We start from the raw sequence: 24807 nt of genomic DNA, 5'->3' as shown, positions 1-24807 counted from the left end.
TGCGGGCGAGTAAGGCGAGCAGCTCTCTCCCGTTGAGCTTCGCTCGCCTGCGGCTCAGGGGAGAGATACGAAGGCTTGGCAGCTTGTCTGGCTAGCCGGAGTTGAGAGGGGCTAGGGCAGCGCTTTCCCCTCTCCCTCCGCCGCTTCGCGGCTCCCCCCTCTCCCCTCAAGGGGAGAGAGCGTAAGGCGCTCGGGAATATCCCCGATCGTCCGCACATTGGCGGTCACATCCTCGCCCACCTCGCCATCGCCGCGCGTCGCGGCGCGCACCAGCACGCCCTGCTCGTAGCGCAGCGAGAGCGACAGTCCGTCGATCTTGTCCTCGGCGGTGAACGCGAGCAGCTCGCCCTCGGGCAAGGCGAGATAACGCCGCACGCGTGCAACGAACTCACCGATGTCCTCGTCCGAAAAGCCGTTGTCGAGGCTCATCATCCGCTGCTCGTGCCGCACCTTGGCCAGCGGCGAGGATTCGACCGCCGCGCCGACCAGCTTGTTGGGGCTGTCGGCGCGGATCAGATGTGGAAAGGCCGCTTCCAGTTCGTTGTTCCGCCGCACGAGCGCGTCATAGTCCGCATCCGAGATCTCGGGCGAATCCTCGGCATGATAGAGCCGGTTGTGGTGCGCGATTCTCTTGGCGAGCCGCTGCAATTCGATCGCGGCTTCGGCTTCGGTGAGCGATTCAAGATTGTTCATGTTTGCGTCTTTGTCATCGGTCGAAACTCGGCGCGCGTACCAAAGCCCCCGATCAGCGGCCGCCCTTTTGCAATAGCTGCCTGCACGACCGGCAGACTCAGCGATGCAGCATGCGCATCCTTGTCGGTCCAGATTTCGACAATCCAGAGCGCGTCGTTGTTGTCGCTGTCTTCACCGATCAGATAGACCAAATTCCCCGGCATGGCATCGGTGCCTTCTCTCAGGATCTCGGCCAAGGCGGCGCGCTGGCCGGGCTTGGCGATCATCTGACCGATCAATCCATATTGCGGAACCATTTCCTCCACTTGCACCTCCAGAGCCCTGAGCTGGTGCGGCGGTAACACTGCAGCCGCCATGGCGATCATCGCCGCAAGATGTTCGCGTCGATTCACACCCCCTCCAGCAACCGATCCGCCTGCGCGCGCGCTTCGGGGGTGATTTCCGCGCCGGAGAGCATGCGCGCGATCTCTTCCTTGCGGCCGGCATCGTCGAGCGTGCGCACGCCGGTGCGCGCGACCGTGCCGTCCGATGTCTTGGCGATCAGCAGGTGCTGGCTGCCGCGCGCGGCGACCTGGGGCGAGTGGGTGACGACCAGCAGCTGCGTGCCGCGCGCAAGCCGCGCCAGCCGCTCGCCGATCGCCGAGGCGACCGCGCCGCCGACGCCGCGATCGATCTCGTCGAAGATCATCGTCGCCGCCCCGCCCTGCTCGGCGAGCGCGACCTTGAGCGCGAGGATGAAGCGCGACAGCTCGCCTCCGGACGCGATCTTCATCAACGGCGCGAAATCGCTGCCGGGGTTGGTCGAGATGAGGAATTCGACATGGTCCTTGCCCGAGGCGCCCCAGCGCGCCTCGTCAAGCGGCTCGACCAAAGTGCGGAAGCGCGCGGCATCGAGTTTCAAGGGCTTCAGTTCCGCCATCACTGCCGCATCGAGCGCGATGCCAGCCTTGGCCCGCGCTGCGCTCAGCGCATCGGCGGCGGCGACATAGGCTTCGCGCGCCTTGTGCCGCGCCCGGTCGAGCTCGGCGACATTCGCCCCGCCCGATTCGAGCGCCGCCCAGTCCGCCTGCATCCGTTTCAGGAGATCGGGCAGCAGGTCGCCCGCGACGTTGTGCTTGCGGGCGAGTGCGCGCAGATCGAACAGCCGTCGCTCGAGCTCGTCGAGCCGCACCGCGTCATAGGTCAGCGCCTCGGACGCGGCGCGCAGCTTGGCCTCGGCATCGTCGGCCTCGATCATCGCACGGTCGAGCGCCTCCATCGCCTGATCGAGCAGCGGATGCTCTTCGGCGATCCGGCCGAGCTTGCGGGCCGCCCCGCGCAGCAGCGCCAGCGCGCCCTTCGATCCCTCGAAGGTCTCGAACAGCTCGGCGAGATCGCCCGAAAGCCGCTCGCCCTTCTGCATCGCGGCGCGCTCGCCCGCCAGTTCCTCCTCCTCGCCCGGCTGCGGGCCGAAGGCGGCGAGTTCTTCCAGATTGTGCTCGAGCAGTTCGCGGTCGCGCATCGCGCTCTCGATCGCCTCGCTCGCCGCCGTGAACGCGCGCTCGGCCGCCTGCCACTCGCGCCACGCGGCGGCGACGCCCGCGACGTCGCAGCGCCCGAAACTGTCGAGCAGGTCGCGATGGCCTTTGGGGTTGATCAGCCCGCGATCGTCGTGCTGGCCGTGAATCTCGACCAGCATCGCGCCCAGATCGCGCAGCAGCGCGGCGGACACCGGCTGGTCGTTGACGAAGGCGCGGCTGCCGCCATCGGCGCGCACCTGGCGCCGGATCAGCAGCGGCTCGCCCGGCTCCTGCGCGATGTCGTTATCGTTCAGCAGCGCGGCGACACCGGCGTGATCGCCCGTGTCGAACCCTGCGATCACCAGCGCGCGCTCTGCCCCCTGGCGCACCAGCCCGCTATCGGCGCGCGCGCCCATGGCGAGGCCCAGCGCATCGAGCAGGATCGACTTGCCCGCCCCGGTCTCCCCGGTCAGCACGCCCAGACCGGCGCGAAAGTCCAGATCGAGCGCCTCGATCAGCACCAGGTCACGAATGGCGAGCGACAGCAGCATCCCCGTGCTTTAGACCATAGCAGGAACATCTGGAAACAGGCTTTTTGGTCGGGTGGGCGCAACGGCAGGGCGCGGGCATCCGTATATCGGCACGCGGGACATTGACTTGTCCCGACACTGGCCATAGCCCGAGCAAATGGGGCAATACTGCGCAAGGATGACGACGCCGGGATGACCCTTTTACTGCAAATTTCGCTGTCGAGCGTTGCACGATGAGCCTTTCCGCGCTGCCCTTTGCGCTGGCACTGGCGTCGCTTCAGACGGGGGGTGCAGAACCGGCACCCATCGCAGCGCCGATCGAAGCACCGGCAACACCTGCCGCCGCGCTGCCGCCTTGCCCGGCCATCGACCAGCTCGCTGCTGCTCCTAGCGAAACACCAGCCGCCGCTGCCGCCCCTGCGCAGAATGGCGCCATCGTCGTCACCGCGCGGCCCGATTCGCAGCCGGGCGACCCGATGCTGCAATTGAACGCCCAATCGTTCGAGGTCGTGCAGGATGTCGACGAGGCCCTGGTCGGCCCGGTGGCGATGGCGTACAAGGACGCGGTGCCCAAGCCGGTGCGCCATGGCATCCGCAACTTCCTGCGCAACCTGACCGAGCCGATCGTAGCGCTCAACTTTCTGCTGCAGCTCAAACCCGGCAAGGCCGCCGAAACCGTCGGACGCTTTGCGATCAACAGCACCATCGGCATCGGCGGGCTGTTCGATGTCGCCAAGCGCGATCCCTTCAAGCTGCCCTATCGCCGCAACGGCTTTGCCAACACGCTCGGCTACTACGGGGTGGAGCCGGGGGCCTATCTGTTCCTGCCGCTGATCGGGCCGACCACGGTTCGCGACCTGGTGGGCGGAACGATCGACGGGCTGCTGCTGCCGACCGTGGTCGGCGCGCCGTTCAACGACCCCTATTTCACCCTGCCCGCCGCGACGCTGAGCGCGCTGCAGGGACGCATCCAGATCGACGAGCAATTGAACGCGCTGCGCAACCAGAGCGGCGATCCCTATATGGCCGCGCGCGATTTCTACCTGAAGCGCCGCCAGGCCGAGATCGATGCGCTCAAGGGCAAGGTGCAATATCCCGATGCGGATTTGCCGTTCGTCAATCCGGGCACCGGCGGGCGGATCATTGTGCCGGTGACGCCGGTAATGCCTGTAGCACCGGCGGCGAACTGCGTGCCGGTGGGGTAAGAACCAGCCCCGAAGCGCTTCACCACCCCCGCTCAGCCTGAGCCTTTCGAAGGCTCGGCGCGATCGTCTGCCCAAATAACCACCGTCATCCTGAACTTGTTTCAGGACCCATCGTGCCCCAAAATCCGAAGCCGCGTGGGGAGAAATGGGCCCTGAAACAAGTTCAGGGTGACGGTTGATAACAACGCCGCCTGCGTACCAAAGCCCTCTCCCTCGCCAGGGAGGGGCCGGGGGTGGGTCGTCAGCGCGCAGGGTGGCTGAACGACTGCTCTCTCCCCTAAAGGGGAGAGGGCATTAGGCTCACGCCCCCTGCAGCAGCCCTTCCTTGGCGATCTTGTCGCGCCACACGAGCGGGGCGAGCTGGTGCACGTTCTTGCCCTCGCTATCGACCGCGACGGTCACCGGGAAGTCGCTGACCTCGAACTCGTAGATCGCCTCCATGCCCAGATCGTGGAAGCCGACGACGGTGCTGCCCTTGATCGCGCGCGCGACCAGATAGGCAGCGCCGCCGACCGCCATCAGATAGGCGCTCTTGTGGTCGCGGATCGCCTCGACCGCCGCCGGGCCGCGCTCGGCCTTGCCGACCATCGCGAGCAGGCCCTGCTCCAGCATCATGCGGGTGAACTTGTCCATGCGCGTCGCGGTGGTGGGGCCGGCGGGGCCGACGATTTCCTCGCCCACCGGATCGACCGGGCCGACATAATAGATCACGCGGCCGCGAAACTCGACCGGAAGCTCCTCGCCCTTGGCGAGCATGTCCTGGATGCGCTTGTGCGCCGCGTCGCGCCCAGTGAGCATCTTGCCGTTGAGCAACAGCCGGTCGCCCTGTTTCCAGCTCTGCACCACTTCCGGCGTCAGATTATCAAGATCAACGCGGATCGCGGCCTTGTCCGGCGTCCAGTTGACATCGGGCCATTCGTCGAGCTTGGGCGCTTCGAGATAGGCCGGGCCTGAGCCATCAAGGCTGAAATGCGCGTGGCGCGTCGCGGCGCAATTGGGGATCATCGCGACCGGCTTGCCCGCAGCATGGCAGGGCGCGTCCATGATCTTGACGTCGAGAATGGTCGAAAGCCCGCCCAGCCCCTGCGCGCCGATGCCGAGCGCGTTGACCTTGTCGAAAATCTCGATCCGCATCGCTTCCAGATCGTTCTGCGCCCCGCGTTCCTTGAGCGGACCCATGTCGATCGGCTCCATCAGCGCCTTCTTGGCGAGCAGCACAGCATGTTCCGCCGTGCCGCCGATGCCGATGCCGAGCATGCCCGGCGGGCACCAGCCCGCGCCCATCTGCGGGATCATCTCGAGCACCCAGTCGACGATATTGTCGCTGGGATTCATCATCTTGAACTTGGACTTGTTCTCGCTGCCGCCGCCCTTGGCCGCGACATCGACATGCACGTGATGGCCGGGCACCATCTCGACATGCAGCACGCACGGGGTATTGTCCTTGGTGTTGCGGCGGGTGAAGGCCGGATCGGCGAGCACCGAGGCGCGCAGCTTGTTGTCCGGGTGCAGATAGGCACGGCGCACGCCCTCGTCGACGATCTCCTGCAGCGAGCGCGAGGTGTCGTCGAGGCGGCAGTCCATGCCCCATTTAACGAACACGTTGACGATTCCCGTATCCTGGCAGATCGGCCGATGGCCCTCGGCGCACATACGGCTGTTGGTGAGAATCTGCGCGATCGCGTCCTTGGCCGCGGGCGACTGCTCCGCCGCATAGGCTTTGCCGAGCGCGCGGATATAGTCCATCGGGTGGTAATAGCTGATGAACTGCAGCGCGTCGGCGACGCTCTCGATCAGGTCGGCGGCTTTGATGGTCACGGTCATGGCATTCCCCCGGAAACTGGATGCGCTCTCGTGGCGCTGGCGGATGAACTGCGACCGTCTCTATTGTGCGTGCCACGCTATCGCAAGCCGGGGCACAAGGGAATGTGGCCCGAGCATCGTTGACGCACCATCACATGGCTTCATCCACAGCCCCCAATTTGCCGTGCACAAGCCTGTGGAGAGGAAATTGTGGGCAAGCCGCATTTGCCCTCTTGCGATTTTTCGGACCGGCTTTTTTCCGCGCGTCGCGCCGTCTTGGTCCTGGCGCCCCAGCGACGAACGGAATCCCACGCGCGACGAACGGTTGGCCTAATTAACCATTTACCCTCTTGCGCCGGATTCAGGAAACGGCACTATAGGTAGTGGGGTACGCGGAAGGGGCATACCAATACCAGTGGTTCACAAAATGCGCGGGGGCGTGCAGCGTTCTCGCGTCAAGGGGGTTTTTGCCTCTGAAGGACCATTGGTTGGGGATAAGTTTTCCCCCGTCCGGACCCACAAGATGCTATACGGGACGCTTGCGCCCCGAGTCGAACAATTGCGGAACAAAGTTTCCCATCAACGGTCTAACGGGGGCGTCATGGATTTCAGAGATACGGGCAAGGGTAGCGCAGAAGATATGGGTGAAGCAGATGTACTCGACGCAGCCGTCAAGGCCGATACCGCAGCAGGCACAGGCGCAAGGATCGCGTCGGCCGAGCCCAATGCCGCGGAAATGGCGCTGATCGCCATGGCCGCCACGCAAGCTGCTGCCGCCGCCAAGCCCGCCGAGGCTCTGGACAGCAAGACCGTCGCCGCGCGCCGGTTCCATGTCGTCACCGACAAGAGCCGCGACGATCTGCTCACCGATTTCGGCAAGGAGACGCTCGAAGACCGCTATCTGCTGCCCGGCGAATCCTATCAGGACCTGTTCGCGCGCGTCGCCGATGCCTATGCCGACGACCAGGAGCACGCCCAGCGGCTCTATGACTATATCTCGAAGCTGTGGTTCATGCCCGCCACGCCGGTGCTGTCGAACGGCGGCACGGGCCGGGGCCTGCCGATCAGCTGCTATCTCAACAGCGTCGACGACAGCCTGGAAGGCATTGTCGGCACCTGGAACGAGAATGTCTGGCTCGCCTCGCGCGGCGGCGGCATCGGCACCTATTGGGGCAATGTGCGCGGCATCGGCGAGCCGGTGGGCCTCAACGGCAAGACCAGCGGCATCATTCCGTTCGTGCGCGTGATGGATTCGCTGACGCTCGCGATCAGCCAGGGCTCGCTGCGCCGCGGTTCGGCCGCCTGCTATCTCGACGTGTCGCATCCGGAGATCGAGGAGTTCCTCGAGATTCGCAAGCCCTCGGGCGACTTCAACCGCAAGGCGCTGAACCTGCACCATGGCGTGCTGCTGACCGACGAGTTCATGGAAGCGGTGCGCGACGGCGCGGACTTCAACCTGCGCAGCCCCAAGGACGGCAGCGTGCGCGGCACCGTCAACGCGCGCGCGCTGTTCCAGAAGCTGGTCGAGACGCGTCTGGCGACCGGCGAGCCCTATATCGTGTTCAACGATACCGTGAACCGCATGATGCCCGCGCATCACCGCGAGCTCGGCCTCAAGGTCTCGACCTCGAACCTGTGCAGCGAGATCACGCTGCCCACGGGCCGCGATCACCTGGGCAACGACCGCACCGCCGTGTGCTGCCTGTCCTCGCTCAACATCGAGACCTGGGACCAGTGGCACGACGACAAGCGCTTCATCGAGGACGTGATGCGCTTCCTCGACAATGTGCTGCAGGACTATATCGACCGCGCCCCGCCCGAAATGGCGCGCGCCCGCTACAGCGCGATGCGCGAACGCTCGGTCGGCATGGGCGTGATGGGCTTCCACTCGTTCCTCCAGGCGCGCGGCCTCGGCTTCGAATCGGCGCTCGCCAAGTCGTGGAACATGAAGATCTTCAAGCACATCGCGGCCAAGGCGTCCGAAGCCTCGATGCTGCTCGCCAAGGAACGCGGCCCCTGCCCCGATGCTGCCGACCAGGGCGTGATGGAGCGGTTCAGCTGCAAGATGGCGATCGCGCCGACCGCGTCGATCTCGATCATCTGCGGCGGCACCAGCGCGTGCATCGAGCCCATTCCGGCGAACATCTATACCCACAAGACGCTCTCGGGCAGCTTCGTGGTCAAGAACCCGTATCTCGAAAAGCTGCTGCGCGAAAAGGCGAAGGATTCGACCAATGTGTGGAATTCGATCCTCGAAAAGGGCGGCTCGGTCCAGCATCTCGATTTCCTGAGCGCGGAGGAAAAGGACGCGTTCAAGACCAGCTTCGAGATCGACCAGCGCTGGCTGCTCGAACTGGCGGCCGACCGCACGCCCTATATCGATCAGGCACAGTCGCTGAACCTGTTCATCCCGGCGGACGTCGACAAATGGGACCTGCTGATGCTGCACTTCCGCGCGTGGGAGCTGGGCATCAAGTCGCTCTATTATCTGCGCTCCAAATCGGTCCAGCGCGCAGGCTTTGCCGGCGGCGTCGAGGCGGACAACACCATCGACGCGCCCAAGTTCGAGCTCGGCGAAACGACGGATTACGACGAGTGTTTGGCCTGCCAGTAAAGGGTTTCGACCGAAGTGGTACTTTGGTCGAGTTGATGCCGCTGCGCGCAGACCTAGCCCGGTCCCCGGACTTGATCCGGGGCCCATCTCCTGGCCTGGCGTTCAACTCGGCGGGATTGAAATGAAAGAGCTCGGCCTTCTGGCTCTGCTGGTTTTGCTGGGGCCGGGGTTTCTTTGGATGGGTATCCGATCGCTGCGCACGCGCGCGTGGCATGATGGGGTGTCTGCCCTTGAGCTGATGATTGACCGCGTGATTGGCGAGGAACCGCCACCGCGCACCAAATGGGACCGCCGCTTCGCTCTGTTCCAAACCGGAGCGGCCATACTGTTCGGATCGTTTTTTACGTTGATATTCTTGGCCGTCCTGTACGGTCTGATTTCGGAGCAATAGCATGTCTCTCTTGGAAGCCCGCACCCAGTACAAGCCTTTCGAATACCCTTGGGCCTATGATTTCTGGAAGCGCCAGCAGCAGATCCACTGGATGCCCGAAGAGGTGCCGCTGGGCGAGGATTGCCGCGACTGGGCGCAGAAGCTGTCCGACCATGAGCGCAACTTGCTGACGCAGATCTTCCGCTTCTTCACCCAGGCCGATGTCGAGGTGCAGAACTGCTATCACGAAAATTACGGCCGCGTGTTCAAGCCGACCGAGGTCAAGATGATGCTGACCGCGTTCAGCAACATGGAAACCGTGCATATCGCCGCGTACAGCCATTTGCTCGACACCATCGGCATGCCCGAAAGCGAATATGGCATGTTCCTCGAATATGAGGAGATGAAGGCCAAGCACGATTATCTCGCGACCTTCGGCGTCGATAATGATCAGGACATCGCGCGCACGCTCGCGATGTTCGGCGGCTTCACCGAAGGGCTGCAGCTGTTCGCGAGCTTCGCGATGCTGATGAACTTCCCGCGCTTCAACAAGATGAAGGGCATGGGCCAGATCGTCAGCTGGTCGGTGCGCGACGAGAGCCTGCACTGCGAAGGCATCATCCGCCTGTTCCACGCCTTTTGCGCCGAGCGCGGCTGCCTGACCAAGGCGGTGAAGGAGGACATTATCGACTGCTGCCAGAAGACCGTGCGGCTGGAAGATGCGTTCATCGACCTGGCGTTCGAACAGGGCCCGGTCAGCGGCATGACGGCCAAGGAGATCAAGCGGTACATCCGCTATATCGCCGACTGGCGCCTCAGCCAGCTTGGGCTCCCTGCGATCTACATGATCGAGGACCACCCCCTGCCCTGGCTCGCCCCGCTGCTCAACGGCGTCGAGCACGCCAACTTCTTCGAAACCCGCGCGACCGAATATTCGAAGGGCGCGACGCGCGGCAACTGGAACGACGTCTGGGCCGCCTTCGACAAGCGCCAGAAGAAGAGCGCCGCCAACGAGGTCGCCGTGATCGACGACAGCGAGGACATGTTCAAGCAGGCGGGGATCGCGGCGGAGTAATTGCACCGGTGATCGAGTTCGATCCGGTGAAGAACAGCATCAATATCCATGAGCGTGGCTTGCCGTTCCAGCTGGCGGCCCTGCTCTTCGATGGCCCTTTCATCGAAGAGCAGGACACCCGGCAGAATTATGGCGAGCCACGCTTCATTGCGACGGGCCCCATCGCGGCTTTGGACAACCGCATCTTTGTGGTAGTCTACACATGGCGCGGCGCTAATCGCCGCATCGTGAGTTTCCGGAAAGCCAATGACCGCGAAGTCAGACGATACCGAGCAAGTCTCCCGCGATGAGGCCCTGGCCTTTGCCAGGACCTGGGCGACGCCGGAAAATCTCGCGAAGATCGATGCCGTATCCGATGACGAGATCGCTCGGCAGATAGCCGACGATGCCGATGTCGCGCCCGAACTGACCGACGAGTGGTTCGAAAATGCCCGGCTGGTCATTCCACTGAAGAAGCCGCGCGCAGCCTGACTTACCCCCGCTCCCCCATGGTGATTAGCCGAATCCCCGCGCGTTGCGTCACATAGCTCCACAGCCAGTTGACAACCACCGCGGCGCGGTTGCGGAAGCCCGCCAGGAAGCCGATATGGACTGCGCCCCAGAGCCACCAGGCGGGGGCGCCGTGCAGGCGGAGCCAGCCGAAATCGGCGACGGCGCTCTTGCGGCCGATCGTGGTAAGACTGCCCTGGTGGCGGTAGACGAACGGCGCGTCGGCGGGCCGTCCGCGCAGTTCCTCGCCGATCAGCATCGCCACGTGCTTGCCCGCCTGCTTGGCGGCGGGCGCAAGGCCGGGGACGGGCTTGCCCTGCCAGCCGAGGCTCGCCGCCGCATCGCCGATCACGAACACATTGCCCTGCCCCGCGACGCGCAGGCACGGATCGACTGTCACCCGGCCAGAGGGATCGGTAGCAGCATTCAGCCAGCGTCCGGCGGGCGAGGCGGCGACACCGGCGGCCCAGAGCACGGTCTCGCTCTCGATCGCCTCCTCGCCCATCAGCACACGCTCGGCCTCGATGCCGGTCACGCGCGCATCGAGCCGGATCTCTACGCCCAGCCGTTCGAGCGATAACGCGGCCTCGGCGGACAGTTGAGGCGGAAAGGCGGGCAGGATGCGGTCGGCGGCCTGGACCAGGATGACGCGGGCATCGGCCGGATCGATGCTGCGATATTCATGCTCCAGCCCGTGGCGTGCCAGTTCGGCGATCGCACCGGCGAGCTCGACCCCGGTCGGCCCCGCGCCGATGATGACGAAATTGAGCAGCCGCCGCGCGCGCGCAGGATCGCCGCAGCTTTCGGCCTTTTCGAACGCGCCGAGCAGCGCGGCGCGCACCGCGATGGCGTCTTCCACGCGCTTGAGGCCGGGGGCGAAGGGCGCCCATTCGTCGCGGCCGAAATAGCTGTGCGTGGCACCGGTGGCGAGCACGAGATAGTCGTATTCCAGCGCGTTGCCGCCAAAGCCGATGGTGCGTGCCTGCGTATCGACCCGGTCGACGTCGCCGAGCAGCACGCGGACATTGCCGTCAGCGCGGAACAGCTGGCGGATGGGGATGGCGACATCGGCGGGCGAGAGCGCGGCGGTGGCGATCTGGTAGAGCAGGGGCTGGAACAGGTGATAGTTCTGCCGGTCGATCAAGGTGATCCGCACCGGCAGACGGCGCAGCGCGAGCGCACAGGCGAGCCCGCCAAAGCCGCCGCCGACGATCACGACATGCGGCCAGTCCTGCGGCACCATGCCGGGCCGCGCATCGCGCAGCACGTTCGCCTGCAGCCAGGCCGCAATCCCCGCATCGATCGAGGCGCGTCCGCTGCCATGAGCGATGAAAAGGCCGAGCGTCGCCATCGCCAGCAGCGGCAGGCCCGCACCATGGCCCATCAGCATCGCCCCCTGCAGCCCCAGGATCGCGAGCAGCGACACCAGCGGCATGGCGAGCCCCGCCAGCATCAGCAGCGCATAGAGCGCGGCGCTGGGAGGCGGCAGCGCGGCGAAGCTGGCGAGCGGTAGCAGCGGTTGCGGCTCGGGCAAGGCGAGCCATCCCGCCTGTACCACCAGCGCGAGCGCCAGCCAGAGCCGCAGGCCGGCGAGATACCAGGGCGCGGCATGGCGGGTGAGCCAATCGCCCGCGCCGACCAGCTGGGGCGCGAGCGGCACCGCGCTGTCCTTGAGCCCGCGCGCGAGCAGCCGGTCGAGCGACAATGCCCCCGCACCGCGCAGAGCATACCAGCCCATCAGCGCGATGGTGAACAGTTGCGTGTCGGTCGGCAGATAGCCGAGCTGCGCGACCAGCATCAGCGCGCCCACCGCGATCGCCGCGCCGCGCGTCATCAGCCCCAAAGCGAGCAGCAGCGAACCGCCGAGCTCGATCGCGAGCCCCAGCGCGGCGGCATAAGGTGGCGACATGAAGCTCACCGGATATTCTTGGCTGGCCAATGCGAGCGCGCGCTCCCAGTCCATCAGCTTGACCAGGCCCGAGGCAAGCAGCCCCTGCGCGATGACCAGCCGCACGACGAGATCGAATACCGGCCGCGCCGAGGCGATCAGCGCGGCATAGAGCTTCAGCCAGACGCGCAAGCTGATGCGCAGCACCGGCGGCAAAGGGCGCGCCTGTGGTCCGGTCGCCGAGCCCTGAATTCCGACAGCTTCCATCCCCGCGCATCCCGATAGCGTGCACCCGCCATCAGGTTCGCCGGGTTGGCCGGATCGTTACATGGGCGCGGCGTCCGGCTCAGGCACGCGCAGCGTCGCGAGCGCGGCCATGGCCAGCACGGCGGCAGCGAACGCCATCGTCCAGACCGGCTCGGTCGGGAAGAAGGCCTTGAGCAGGCTGCCCATCACCGTCGCGACCAGCAGCTGCGGCAGCACCACGAACACGTTGAACAGCCCCATGAAGATGCCGAGCTTGGCCTGCGGCAGGCTGGAGGCGAGGATGGCATAGGGCATGGCGAGGATCGACGCCCAGGCGATGCCGATGCCGATCTCACTGACCACCAGAAGCTGCGCATCACGGATGAACAGGAAGCTCGCGAACCCGGCGGCACCGCACAGCAGGCAAAGGGCATGCGCCCGCACCTTGCCGATCCGCGCCGCCAGCCAGGGCAGCAGGGTGAGTGCCGCGATCGCCGCGATGCCGTTATAGATGGCGAACAGCACGCCGACCCAGTTGCCCGCCGCGTTATAGGCGGGGCTCGACGCATCGGTCGCGCCGAACGCGGTCTGCGCGACGACGGGCGTGGTGTAGATCCACATGATGAACAGCGACGACCAGCTGAAGAACTGCACCAGCGACAGCCGCTTCATGATCTGCGGCATGCCCGAGAAATCGCCGACGATAGCCCCGAGCAAGCTGTTGTCGCGGCCCGCACGCGCCATGCGGATCGCGATCAGGCTGGCAAGGCCATAGCCGGCGAGCAATCCGCCGAGCAGGTACAGCTCCTTCTCGAGGTCGAAGCTCCCCACCAGAACGACCACCACCACCCCGGCGGCGATCCAGGCGATCGCGCTGGTGAGCGTTCGCGTCGCCAGCGCACGGATCGGCTGGGCCTCGGGGGCATCGGGGGTTGCCTCGGCAAAGGCGCGCATTTCCTCCGGACTGTATTCGCGCGTCGTGACGATGGTCCACAGCACCGCGAGGAACAGCGCGGCGGCGCCGAACCAGAAGCTGATCCGCACCGTATCGGGCACCTGGCCCGCAGGCGCGGTGTTGGCGATGCCGAGATCGGTGAGCAGATAGGGGAAGAGCGACCCCGCTACCGCGCCCGCGCCGATGAACGCGGTCTGGATGGCATAGCCCATCGTGTGCTGGTCCTTGCGCAGATTGTCGCCGACAAAGGCGCGGAACGGCTCCATCGAGATGTTGAGCGACGCGTCGAGGATCCACAGCATCATCGCGGCGAGCAGCAGCGATTGCGACAGCGGCATGACGACCAGCGACAGCGCCGCGAGCACGGCCCCGGCGAGAAAATAGGGGCGGCGGCGGCCGAGCCGGGTCCAGGTGCGGTCCGAATAATGGCCGACGATCGGCTGGACGAGCAAGCCGGTGAGCGGCGCTGCGATCCACAAGGCAGGCAGGTTGTCGAGGCTTTCGCCGAGCGACTGGAAGATGCGGCTCATGTTCGCATTCTGCAGCGCGAACCCGATCTGGATGCCGAAGAATCCGAAGCTCAGGTTGAACAGCTGCCAAAAGCTCTTGCGCGGTTTTTCCGCGATCATGCGCCTCTCCCTGGATGTCCGCCTTATGCTCTTCGCGGGGTCCCTGGCCCGAACCGTGGCAGAGCGCCCGTCAGCGCACAACCGCAGCGCATACGTATACGTGGGGGGCCAAGCGTTCAGCCGCTCGAACCGCGCACGATCAGCTGGGTGGGCAGCATATAGGGCTCGACCGCCTGCCCGCGGATCTTGCGCAGCAGCGTATCGACCAGCGCTTCCCCCGCCGCCTTCACGTCCTGGCTGACCGTGGTGAGCGGCGGGTTGGTGAAGCTTGCCGCCGGAATGTCGTCGAACCCGACCAGCGCGACATCGCCGGGCACACTGAGGCCCTGCTCGGCGAGCGCGCGCATCGCGCCGATGGCGATCAGGTCGGACGCGGCGAAGATCGCATCGAAACTTGTGCCCGCCGCGATCAGCGAGCGCACCGCCTCATGCCCTGCCTCTTCGGAGGTGACGGAATCGCGCTGCAGCGCCGGATCGGCCTCCAGCCCCGCCTCGTCCAGCGCATCGCGATAGCCACGCCAGCGGTCCTCGAACTCGGGCGCATGGCTCGATGCGATACCGATGAACGCGATGCGCCGTCGCCCGCGCTCGATCAGGTGCCGGGTCGCGGCATAGCCACCGCTGCGATTCTCCGACCCCAAAGTGATGCCCGGCTCGTTCGCCATCGGCGATCCCCAGCGCACGAAATGCGTGCCCTGCGCCACCAGATGCGTCAGCCGAGCGCGATAGTCCTCGTAATCGCCATAGCCCAGCAGGATGATGCCATCGGCCTTGTGGCTGTCCTGGTAATCGACATGCCAGTCGCTGGAGAGCTGCTGGAACGAGATCAGCAGGTCGAACCCGGCGCGCGAGGCGGTGCGCGTGATCGACCCCAGCATTGCCAGGAAGAAGGGGTTGATCATCGAATCGTCGGGCGTCGGGTCCTCGAAGAACAGCAGCGCGAGCGTGTTCGCCTGTTGCCGCCGCAGCGACGAGGCGTTCTTGTCGACCGAATAATTGAGTTGCGCGGCGATCGCCTGGATGCGCCGGCGCGTCTGTTCGCTGACCGCCGGATTGCCGCTGAGCGCGCGCGAAACCGTGGGCTGCGAGGCGCCCGCCAGCTGTGCGATGTCGAATGAGGTTGGCCTGCGTCCCATCCTGCCCCTTAGCGTCCAGTCGCTTGCAAAACCGCGCTATTTCCGGGTCTTTGCGACCTTTCAGCCTGAATACGTATGCGTATGCCTTTTGCAATCGTGGTGCAAAGGTTATTCAAACTGCCGACCGGTTCACCTGAAAACCGGCGGCCCTGGACTTTTTCCAGACGCCAGAAATCATCCCCGCCATGTGCGTGCGGGGCCCCTGGGGAGAGTGATCATGAAAGCGATTTTTCGCGCCCGTCGACTGCGCCTTGCGTCCGGCCGCACCAGCCTTGCCGCCCTGTCCACCGCGCTGATGATCGGCGCTGCCAGCCCCGCGCTCGCGCAGAGCACGGATGCCGAACAGCCGCAGGGCACCGCCGAGATCGACGAGGAAGGCGGCGTCATCGTCGTCACCGGTTTCCGCGCCAGCGTCGAGAACTCGATCGCCGCCAAACGCGAGAGCAATTTCATCGTCGATATCGTCACCGCCGACGACATTGCGGGCCTTCCCGACGTGTCGATCGCGGAATCGCTGGCCCGTCTGCCCGGCGTGACCTCGCAGCGCACCGGCGGCCAGGCGAGCGCGATCAACATTCGCGGCCTGTCGCAGGACCTCGTTTCGGCAACGCTCAACGGCCGCGAACAGGTCGCCACCAGCGGCAACCGCGTGATCGAGTTCGACCAGTATCCGTCCGAACTGATCAACCAGGCCGCGGTCTACAAGACCCCGCTCGCCAGCCATATCGAGGGCGGCATCGCGGGCAAGGTCGAGCTGAAGACCGTGCGCCCGCTCGACAATGCCGATGCGTTCAAGGCGACCGTCAACCTGCGCGGCCTGTACAATGACCGCGCCAGCGAAAGCCCGGACGTCTCGTCCTATGGCTATCGCGTGTCCGGATCGGTCCAGGCCAAGCTGCTCGACGACACGCTGGGCATCGCACTGGGCTATGCACGGCTTTACCAGCCGAACGTCGCCACGCGCTTCGTCCAGTTCGACTTCCCGATCCCGGGCACCAATGGGTCCCCCACGCGTGACCTCAATGGCGACGGCGTTGCAGACTCGCTCAATTTCGGTTTCGAAGGCATCCAGTTCGGTGGCCGCGAGACGCGCGACGCGGCGATCGGCGTGATCCAGTGGGAGCCGAGCGATCGTCTCCGCGTGCTGATCGACGGCTATTATTCGCGCTTCAAGTCGGACGTGCAGCGTCGCGGCCTGCGCGTCGTCTCGCCGCAATCGGGCGACAACCAGTTCATCAACCCGGTGATCGCCAACAACGCGCTGATCGGCGGCCGCATCGTCAACCAGGTCGGCAGCAACGGCTTCGGCTTCGGCCTGGGCACCGAGCTGGTCAATCAGGACGAAAGCCGCCGCGACGAGCTCTACACCATCGGCGGCAACCTGGCCTATGACTTCAGCGACCGCGTCACCCTCGCCGTCGATGTCGGCTATTCGAAGGGCACCAGCTTCTTCAACAACGCGGGCATCAACCTGCGCCCCTATGTCAACACGCCCACCGGCCTGCGCCGCGCGGATTCGATCCCCGGGCTGATCTCGGTCGACTATCAGCTCAACGGCACGCGTCTTCCGACCATCCGTTCGATCAGCTCGAACTTCACCGATGTCGATCCGGCTGGCGGCGGCTTCTTCCTCGACGGCCAGTTCCTGGTGCCGCAGGCGGACAGCGACGAGCTGTTCGCGACCGCAGCCGACCTGGTCATCCGCTTCGACGAGGCCAATTTCCTCGACGCACTGCGCTTCGGCTTCCGCTATGCCGACCGCCGCGGCGACCGCCGGGTGACCTCTTTCAACACCTTCGGCATTCCCGGCAGCCCGCTGGCAGTGCCCGGCAATCTGGTCAAGCAGGCCGGCTTCTCGGGCGGCTATGCGGCGGCGGGCCTGCCCGGCTTTGCCGTGGTAGATATCGATGGCGCCTTCAATCTCGCCTTCGGCAATACGCTGGGCGTGCGGCAGCCGACCGACCAGATCGCGTTCGATTTCACCATCGACCAGAGCTTCCGGATCGATGAGGAAACGTACGCGGGCTATGCCCAGCTCGATTTCGATACCGAACTCGGCGGCCTGCGCTTCCACGGCAATATCGGCGCGCGCTATGTTCGCACCGACCAGAGCTCGACGGTGAACTTTGCCGACCCGAACCTGGTCGACAACCCCGCCACCCCGCCGCCGGCACGCGAGAACCGCCGTCCGGTGACGCGCGGACGCACGTTCAACGACTTCCTGCCGGCGGTGAACCTGATCCTCGACCTGTCGGACCGCGACATCCTGCGCATGAGCTACAGCCGCCAGATCTCTCGCCCGCGCTTCTTCGAGCTGCGCGGTTCGATCAGCGTCAATACCGGATCGGACGGCAACACCAGTGGCGGCGGCGGCAATCCCGAGCTGTCGCCCTATCGCGCCAACCAGTTCGACCTGAGCTATGAGCACTATTTCGGCAATTCGGGCGTGTTCGCGGTCAGTGCCTATTACAAGGACCTCGAATCGTACATCATCAACGGCACGATTCCGCAGTTCAACTATGTCGAAAACGGCATCATCCCGCCGCCGATTCCGGGCACCAACATTCCCGGCAACGCGGTGGGCAGCTTCTCCTCGCCGATCAACGGTGATGGCGGCTATGTCTATGGCTTCGAATTCCAGTTCTCCAAGACCTTCGTCGAATTGCCCGCTCCGTTCGATGGTCTTGGGGTTCAGCTCAACTATGCGTACAGCAAGAGCGACCTGGAATTCCCCAGCGCGACCAGCGGCGCCTCGATCAACCTGCCGCTGCCGGGCCTGTCCGAGCACGTGTTCAACCCGACCGTGTTCTACGAAAAGGCCGGCTTCGGGGCACGCCTCAGCACCCGCCATCGTTCGAGCTTCGTCAGCCCGCAGATCGGCATCAGCGAGCTCGTCCTGACCAGCGCCAAGGAAACGGTGATGGATGCGCAGCTTTCCTACCAGTTCCAGGAAGGCAGCGCGCTGCGCGGGCTCAAGCTGCTTGCGCAGGTCAATAACCTGACCGATGAACCGACCCGGACCTATTGGGGCAATGTCGCCCAGACGGGAACGATCCAGAATTTCGGCCGCACCTTCTTCCTGGGCGCGACGTACGAGTTCTGATCCGGTCACCAGTCGGGGGGCGGGTTTCCCCACCCGCCCCCCGTTATTGCGAATGAGGTAGGCGCACAATGCGACACTGGATGACGCTGGCCGGACTGGCCGCCCTGGCCGCTTCGGCCCCCGCCGCCGCGCAGACGCCCGATTACAGCGCCGCCACCGTGCGCAGCCGTCCGCCACAGGACGAGATCATCTATTTCGTGCTGCCCGACCGCTTCGCCAATGGCGATCCCGCCAACGATCGCGGCGGACTGAAGGGCGACCGGCTGAAGACCGGGTTCGACCCCGCGCACAAGGGCTTCTTCCATGGGGGCGATCTCAAGGGCCTCACGCAGAAGCTCGATTACATCCAGCGCCTTGGCGTCACCGCGATCTGGTTCGCACCGATCTTCCAGAACAAGCCCGTGCAGGGCGAACCGGGCCAGGAAAGCGCGGGCTATCACGGCTATTGGGTGACCGATTTCATCAAGGTCGACAGCCATTTCGGCACCAATGACGAATTCCGGGCCTTTGTCGACGCGGCGCACGCGCGCGGCATCAAGGTCTATATGGACATCATCACCAACCACACCGCCGATGTGATCTATTTCAGGGAATGCGCGGGGAAACCGGTCTGCGCCTATCGCTCCAAGGCGGATTATCCCTATTGGACCAAAGGCGGAATCAACGGCGAGCGGATCAATGGCGGGTTCGAGGGGGATGCCGTCCGCACGGCCGAGAATTTCGCGCGGCTGACCGATCCCGCTTACGCCTATACCCCGCAGCTGCCCAAGGGCGAGGAGCAGATCAAGGTTCCCGCCTGGCTCAACGATCCGATCCATTACCACAATCGCGGCAATACGAGCTTCTATGGCGAGGATTCGCGCTATGGCGATTTCGTCGGGCTCGACGATCTGATGACCGAAAGCCCGCGCGTGGTCGACGGGTTCATCGAGATTTACGCGAGCTGGATCGACCGGTTCGGTATCGACGGCTTCCGCATCGATACCGCGCGGCACGTGAACCCGGAATTCTGGGCGCGCTTTGCCCCCGCGATGCGCGAACGCGCCAAGGCCAAAGGCATCCCGAACTTCCACATCTTCGGCGAGGTCGCCAACGACGCGATGGACCCTGGTTTCCTCGCGCAATACACGCGCCGCGACAAGCTGCCCGCGGTGCTCGATTTCGCCTTCCAGGCCGCGGTGCGCGACATGCTCACCGGCAAGGCCGGGACCGACCTGTTCGCCAGTCTGATCGCGGGCGACGTGCTCTACGAGGGCGGCGATGCGACCGCGCTCACGCTGCCCACCTTTCTCGGCAATCACGACATGGGCCGGCTCGGGCACATGCTCGACAAGGCCTTTCCCGACGCCAGCGAGGAACAGCGCCTCGCCCGCATGAAGCTCGCGCATGTGCTGATGCTGACCGCGCGCGGCGTGCCGACCGTCTATTATGGCGACGAGCAGGGCTTTACCGGCGACGGCAACGACCAGGACGCGCGCGAGGACATGTTCGCAAGCCGCGTCGCCAGTTACAACGACAATCGCCTCGTCGGGTCGGCTGCGACCACCGCAACCGAGAATTTCGATTCCGCGCACCCGCTCTATGCGCTGATCGCCGAGCTGGCGGCGATCCGCAAGGCGCATCCCCGGCTGCGCGACGGGCGCACCGTGCTGCGCCATTACGGCCCCAAGCCCGGCCTGCTCGCCTTCACGCGCGGCGAGGATGATGGCGAGGAAATTCTCGTCGCGGTCAACACCTCGGACCAGCCGGTGAGCATGAACGTGGAAGTCGGCTATCGCTCGCGCGCGTTCATCGGCCTGGCCGGCACATGCCCGACCACCGCCAGCGCGCCGGGATCGGTCGCCATCCGCTTGGCCCCGCTGGGCTATGCCGTCTGCCGCGCCACCCCGATCGACTGAGAGCCGAAACATGACCAAGCCGATCTGCGATACCCGGCCCGATACCGACAATGGCACCGGTGTCCCCCGCCCCTGGTGGAAGGGCGCAAGCATCTATCAGATCTATCCGCGCAGCTTTGCCGATGCGAACGGCGACGGCATCGGCGATCTCGCGGGGATTACCGCGAAGCTCGACCATATCGCCGAGCTCGGCGTCAATGCGATCTGGCTTTCGCCCTTCTTCCCGTCACCGATGAAGGATTTCGGCTATGACGTGGCCGATTATTGCGGGGTCGATCCGATCTTCGGCACGCTCAAGGATTTCGACGCGCTGGTCGCGCGCGCGCACGCTCTCGGCCTCAAGGTACTGATCGATCAGGTCTTCTCGCACAGTTCGGACCAGCATCCCTGGTTCGTCGACAGCCGATCGAGCGCCAGTGCCAACAAGGCCGACTGGTATGTCTGGGCCGATGCGAAGCCCGATGGCAGCCCGCCGAGCAACTGGCAGTCGGTGTTCGGCGGCCCCGCCTGGACCTGGGATGCGCGGCGCGGCCAGTATTACATGCACAATTTCCTGAAGGAGCAGCCGCAGCTCAACGTGCACAACCCGGCGGTGCAGGCAGCCTTGCTGGACGTGCTGCGCTTCTGGCTTGATCGCGGCGTCGACGGCTTCCGCATGGACGCGGTCAATTTCGCGATGCACGATCCGCAATTGCGCGACAATCCGCCCGCGCCCGATACCGGCAAGCCGCGCACCCGGCCGTTCGATTTCCAGCTGAAAGTCTACAACCAGTCGCATGCCGACATTCCCGGCTTTGTCGAGCGGATGCGCGCGCTGATCGACACCTATGGCGACAAGTTCACCGTCGCCGAGGTGGGCGGCGACGATGCCGAGCGCGAGATGAAGCTGTTCACCGCAGGCGGCACGCGGTTCGACAGCGCCTATGGCTTCGACTTCCTCTATGCCGAGAAGCTGACGCCGGGAATCGTCGCGCAGGCGCTGACCGGTTGGCCCGACACGCCCGGCACCGGCTGGCCAAGCTGGGCGTTCGAGAATCATGACGCGCCGCGCGCGCTTTCCCGCTGGGCCGCGCCCGAGCATCGCGAGGCCTTCGCCCGGCTCAAGATCCTGCTGCTCGTCGCGCTGCGCGGCAATATCTTCCTCTATCAGGGCGAGGAGCTCGGCCTGCCGCAGGTCGAGATCCCGTTCGAGCGGCTGCAGGACCCCGAGGCGATCGCCAACTGGCCGCTGACGCTGAGCCGCGACGGCGCGCGCACCCCGATGCCCTGGCGGCGCAACGCCAACGATATGGGCTTCGGCAGCGGCGATCCGTGGCTGCCCTTTGGCGACGAGCACGGCCCGCTCGCGGTCGATGCGCAGAGCGCGGACCCGCAATCGCTGCTCAACCTCACCCGCGCCGCACTCGCGCTGCGCAAACTGCATCCGGCGCTGGCGACGGGCCGCATCGCCATCCTGCATTGCGACGCGCAGGTGCTCGCCTTCGAGCGCATCAAGGGCGACGAGCGCATTATCGCCGCGTTCAACCTGTCCGCCGCGCCTGCCGCCTGGCCCGCCGCGCTGCCCACCAGGGGTGCCGTGGTGATGGCGGTCAATGACGCCGCGCCCGGCAGCCTGCCCGGCCACGGCGCGCTGCTCTTCACCCCCGACTGATCCTTTCCCCAGGAGATTCCCGATGCGATCGCTGCTGTTAGCCCTTCTCACCTGGCTCGCGGCGCTCGCCGCGCCCGCGCTTGCGCAATCGAGCCCCGTCGCGAGCGTCGCCTCGCCCGATGGACGGGTGCGGATCGACGTGACGATCGATGGCGAAGGCTGGGCCCAATATGCCGTCAGCCGCGACGGCAAGCCGCTGATCGCGCCCTCGCGCATGGGCTTCCAGTTCACCGATCAGGACGGCTTCGGTCGCAACAGCCGCTTCGTCGCCAGCGAGACCGCCAGCGTCGATACACGCTGGGACCAGCCCTGGGGCGAGCGCAGGACCGTGACCGACCGGCATAACGATCTGCTGGTCCGCCTCGTCTCGCCCGGTGCCAGCGACGCGCTCACCGACCGGCCGACCGATCGCCCGATCGCCATCCGCTTCCGCGCCTTCGACAACGGCATCGGCTTTCGTTACGAATTCGCCGCGCGCGCCGATGGCCGGCCGTGGCGCATCGCCGACGAGCTGACCGAATTCGTCATCGCCGCGCCCGGCCAGGCCTGGTGGATCCAGGCGGGCGACTGGAACCGCTACGAATATCTCTATCACGCGACCCAAATCGATCAGGTCTCCGCCGCGCACACGCCGATGACGGTGAAGCTCGCCGATGGCACGCATCTGGCGTTCCACGAGGCCGCGCTGGTCGATTATGCCGCGATGTGGCTCAAGCGCGTCGACGGCCAGCGCTTCCGCGCCACGCTCTCGCCCTCGAGCCGCGGCGCGAAGGTCGAGCGCACAGGCGCATTCACCACCCCCTGGCGCAGCATCCGCATCGCGAGCAGCGCAGGCGGGCTGTATGACAATGATCTCGAGCTCAACCTCAACGAGCCCAACAGGCTCAGCGACACCAGCTGGTTCACCCCGCACAAATATGTCGGCGTGTGGTGGGAAATGCACCTCGAGACCAGGAGCTGGGCGAGCGGGCCGAAGCACGGCGCGACCAATGACAATGTCCGCCGCCATATCGATTTCGCCGCTCGCCATGGCTTTCGCGGGGTGCTGGTCGAGGGCTGGAACAAGGGCTGGGACGGCAACTGGTTCGGCAATGGCCGCGATTTCGATTTCGTCCAGAGCTACCCCGATTTCGACCTGCCCGACCTTGCCGCCTATGCCCGCAAACATGGCGTGCGCCTGATCGGCCATCACGAGACCGGCGGCAATATCGCGAAATACGAAAGCCAGCTGGGCGCGGCGCTCGATCTCTATGCCCGGCACGGCGTCGATGCGGTCAAGACCGGCTATGTCGCCGATGCGGGCGGCATCATCGCGCCGGGCGACGGCACTGGCGAACAGCGCATGGAATGGCATGACGGCCAGCGCATGGCGCAGCATCACCTGAAGGTCGTGCAGGAGGCCGCCGCGCGCCGCATCGCGGTCAACCCGCACGAGCCGATCAAGGACTCAGGACTCAGGCGCACCTATCCCAACTGGGTGAGCCGCGAGGGCGCGCGCGGCGGCGAATATCAGGCCTGGGGCACGCCGGGCAACGGACCCAAGCACGCACCGACGCTGGTGTTCACGCGGATGCTCGCGGGGCCCATGGACTATACGCCGGGCATCCTCTCACTGAAGGGGCGCGGCGGGCGCGATCTCGAATCGACGCTGGCGCGTGAACTCGCGCTCTATGTCGTGCTCTATTCGCCGATCCAGATGGTCGCCGACCTGATCGAGAATCTGGAAGCGCATCCGCGCGAGCTGGCGTTTATCGAGAAGGTGCCGACCGACTGGGAGGACAGCCGCACGCTGCTCGGCGAGGTCGGCCAGATGGCGGTGATCGCGCGCAAGGACCGCAACGGGCCTGACTGGTATATCGGCGGCGTCACCGACGACAACGCGCGCGAGGCGGCGATCGACCTGTCCTTTCTGCCCAGGGGCTCGCGCTGGCGGGCGCATGTCTGGCGCGATGGCGACAGCGCCGATTACTGCACCGAGGCGCGGCACCAGATCGTGATCGAGCAGAAGGCCGTCACCGCCGGAGACACGCTCAATATCCGCATGGCACCGGGCGGTGGCTTTGCGATCCGGCTGGAGCGGCTCGGGCGGTGAACGCCTGGCTGCGACTCGCGCTGGCGCTGCTGGCCCTGGCGCTCGCGCCTGCGCTGCGCGCAGAGGATGCGCTGCGGGTCGAGGACAAGGGGCGGCTGCTGCAGTACGAGCGGATCGCGGCCGCCGGCCTGCCCGACCAGCGGCTCACCATCTGGCTGCCGCCGGGCTATGACACCGGGGCGCGGCGCTATCCGGTGCTGTACATGCACGACGGGCACAATCTGTTCGACCGGCGCTGGTCCAATTTCGACAAGATCTGGGCGGCGGACAGGGCGATGCTGCAGGTGTCGGCCAGCGGCGCGGTCGAGCCGCATATCATCATCGGCATCTGGGCACCGGGCGCAGACCGCTTCCGCCAGTATCTGCCGCGCGACATTCACGACGCCGCCTCGCCCGGCTTGCGGGCGCGGATGGACGCGGCCGCCGGTGGCCCGATCCTCTCCGACGCCTATCTTGCCTGGATCGCAGGACCGCTCAAGACCTGGGTCGATGCGAGCTTCCGCACCCGCCCCGGCCGCGACGACACGGCGATCATGGGATCGAGCATGGGCGGGCTGATGAGCTGCTACGCCTTCCTCAATCGCCCCGACATTTTCGGCCGCGCCGCGTGCATCAGTTCGCACTGGCCCGCCATCGATCCGCGCGCGGTGGAGGGCGGCGATCCCGAGCTGATCGGGCTCTGGGACCGCTGGTTCGCCGAAAAGCTCGGCCCACCCGACGGCCGCCGCCTCTGGCTCGACCACGGCACCGCGACGCTCGACACCTTCTACGCGCCCTATCAGCAGGCGGTGGACGCCCGCATCGCCGCCTCGGGCTGGCAGAAGGGCAAGGACTGGGAAAGCCGGGTGTACGAAGGGGCGGAACACGAGGAAAACGCCTGGGCTGCGCGTTTGCCGGAGATCATGGGGTGGTTGTTAGGGGGGGAGTGAGG

Annotated in this window: 17 protein-coding genes and 1 pseudogene; 11 read left to right on the top strand and 7 right to left on the bottom strand. The window is 65.8% G+C overall.

All coding sequences use genetic code 11. The annotated features are described in order from the left end of the window. Positions 1-180: 180 nt before the first annotated feature. From AX735_RS17180 to recN, 3 genes and pseudogenes are all read right to left on the bottom strand, one after another. Positions 181-693: pseudogene (locus AX735_RS17180) on the bottom strand (NAD-dependent DNA ligase LigA); the annotation flags it as partial. Further along, the gene (locus AX735_RS17175; RefSeq protein ID WP_066282696.1) at positions 690-1058 is read right to left on the bottom strand and encodes a putative quinol monooxygenase; all 369 of its coding nucleotides are present in this window, start codon (positions 1056-1058) and stop codon (positions 690-692) included. The gene AX735_RS17175 and the pseudogene AX735_RS17180, both read right to left, overlap by 4 nt. 23 nt (positions 1059-1081) lie before the next feature. Next, the gene (gene recN, locus AX735_RS17170) at positions 1082-2743 is read right to left on the bottom strand and encodes a DNA repair protein RecN (protein WP_066282680.1); all 1662 of its coding nucleotides are present in this window, start codon (positions 2741-2743) and stop codon (positions 1082-1084) included. A gap of 212 nt (positions 2744-2955) precedes the next feature. Between recN and AX735_RS17165 the strand changes: the two genes are divergently transcribed. Then, positions 2956-3927: an MlaA family lipoprotein gene (locus AX735_RS17165; RefSeq protein WP_066282676.1), complete on the top strand. Its 972-nt coding sequence runs from the start codon at positions 2956-2958 to the stop codon at positions 3925-3927. A 300-nt stretch (positions 3928-4227) separates the two neighbouring features. Here AX735_RS17165 and AX735_RS17160 read toward each other — a convergent pair whose 3' ends face one another. After that, complete coding sequence (locus AX735_RS17160; RefSeq protein ID WP_066282673.1) at positions 4228-5751, bottom strand: fumarate hydratase; 1524 nt, start codon at positions 5749-5751, stop codon at positions 4228-4230. Between the two features lie 580 nt (positions 5752-6331). On the opposite strand from AX735_RS17160, the gene AX735_RS17155 reads away from it, so the two are divergent. From AX735_RS17155 to AX735_RS17140, 5 genes are all read left to right on the top strand, one after another. After that, positions 6332-8344 (top strand): ribonucleoside-diphosphate reductase subunit alpha, encoded by a 2013-nt coding sequence (locus tag AX735_RS17155; RefSeq protein WP_066282672.1) that lies wholly within the window; start codon positions 6332-6334, stop codon positions 8342-8344. A gap of 121 nt (positions 8345-8465) precedes the next feature. Further along, the gene (locus AX735_RS17150) at positions 8466-8735 is read left to right on the top strand and encodes a hypothetical protein (protein ID WP_066282670.1); all 270 of its coding nucleotides are present in this window, start codon (positions 8466-8468) and stop codon (positions 8733-8735) included. A 1-nt stretch (position 8736) separates the two neighbouring features. Beyond that, a complete protein-coding gene (locus tag AX735_RS17145) occupies positions 8737-9789 on the top strand; it encodes a ribonucleotide-diphosphate reductase subunit beta (protein WP_066282668.1) in 1053 nt (350 codons plus the stop codon). Positions 9790-9797: 8 nt separating this feature from the next. Beyond that, positions 9798-10079, top strand: coding sequence for a BrnT family toxin (locus AX735_RS24535; RefSeq protein WP_137776286.1), 282 nt, complete (start codon positions 9798-9800; stop codon positions 10077-10079). Beyond that, complete coding sequence (locus AX735_RS17140; RefSeq protein ID WP_066282663.1) at positions 10036-10260, top strand: hypothetical protein; 225 nt, start codon at positions 10036-10038, stop codon at positions 10258-10260. The genes AX735_RS24535 and AX735_RS17140 overlap by 44 nt, the downstream gene beginning before the upstream one ends. A gap of 1 nt (position 10261) precedes the next feature. On the opposite strand, the gene AX735_RS24530 is transcribed toward AX735_RS17140, so the two are convergent. From AX735_RS24530 to AX735_RS17125, 3 genes are all read right to left on the bottom strand, one after another. Beyond that, a complete protein-coding gene (locus AX735_RS24530) occupies positions 10262-12433 on the bottom strand; it encodes an NAD(P)/FAD-dependent oxidoreductase (RefSeq protein WP_082751175.1) in 2172 nt (723 codons plus the stop codon). Positions 12434-12490: 57 nt separating this feature from the next. Then, positions 12491-13996, bottom strand: a complete 1506-nt coding sequence (locus AX735_RS17130; RefSeq protein ID WP_066282661.1) for an MFS transporter — start codon at positions 13994-13996, stop codon at positions 12491-12493. Positions 13997-14112: 116 nt separating this feature from the next. Further along, entirely contained in the window at positions 14113-15132 is a 1020-nt protein-coding gene (locus tag AX735_RS17125) for a LacI family DNA-binding transcriptional regulator (protein WP_066282658.1), read from the bottom strand. A 217-nt stretch (positions 15133-15349) separates the two neighbouring features. Between AX735_RS17125 and AX735_RS17120 the strand changes: the two genes are divergently transcribed. The 5 genes from AX735_RS17120 (at position 15350) to AX735_RS17100 (ending at position 24805) form a co-directional block, all read left to right on the top strand. Then, entirely contained in the window at positions 15350-18235 is a 2886-nt protein-coding gene (locus tag AX735_RS17120) for a TonB-dependent receptor (protein WP_066282655.1), read from the top strand. An 80-nt stretch (positions 18236-18315) separates the two neighbouring features. Beyond that, a complete protein-coding gene (locus tag AX735_RS17115; protein WP_231750160.1) occupies positions 18316-20133 on the top strand; it encodes an alpha-amylase family glycosyl hydrolase in 1818 nt (605 codons plus the stop codon). Between the two features lie 10 nt (positions 20134-20143). Continuing rightward, on the top strand, positions 20144-21784 hold the full coding sequence (locus tag AX735_RS17110; protein WP_066282645.1) for an alpha-glucosidase: 1641 nt from the start codon (positions 20144-20146) through the stop codon (positions 21782-21784). A 22-nt stretch (positions 21785-21806) separates the two neighbouring features. Then, entirely contained in the window at positions 21807-23876 is a 2070-nt protein-coding gene (locus tag AX735_RS17105) for a glycoside hydrolase family 97 protein (RefSeq protein ID WP_066282641.1), read from the top strand. Then, entirely contained in the window at positions 23873-24805 is a 933-nt protein-coding gene (locus AX735_RS17100) for an alpha/beta hydrolase-fold protein (RefSeq protein ID WP_231750159.1), read from the top strand. Before AX735_RS17105 ends, AX735_RS17100 begins: the two co-directional genes overlap by 4 nt. Positions 24806-24807: the final 2 nt, after the last annotated feature.

The sequence above is a fragment of the Blastomonas sp. CCH1-A6 genome, assembly GCF_001556365.1.
Lineage (GTDB): Bacteria > Pseudomonadota > Alphaproteobacteria > Sphingomonadales > Sphingomonadaceae > Blastomonas > Blastomonas ursincola.
This window is presented reverse-complemented; position numbering and strand designations above follow the sequence as displayed.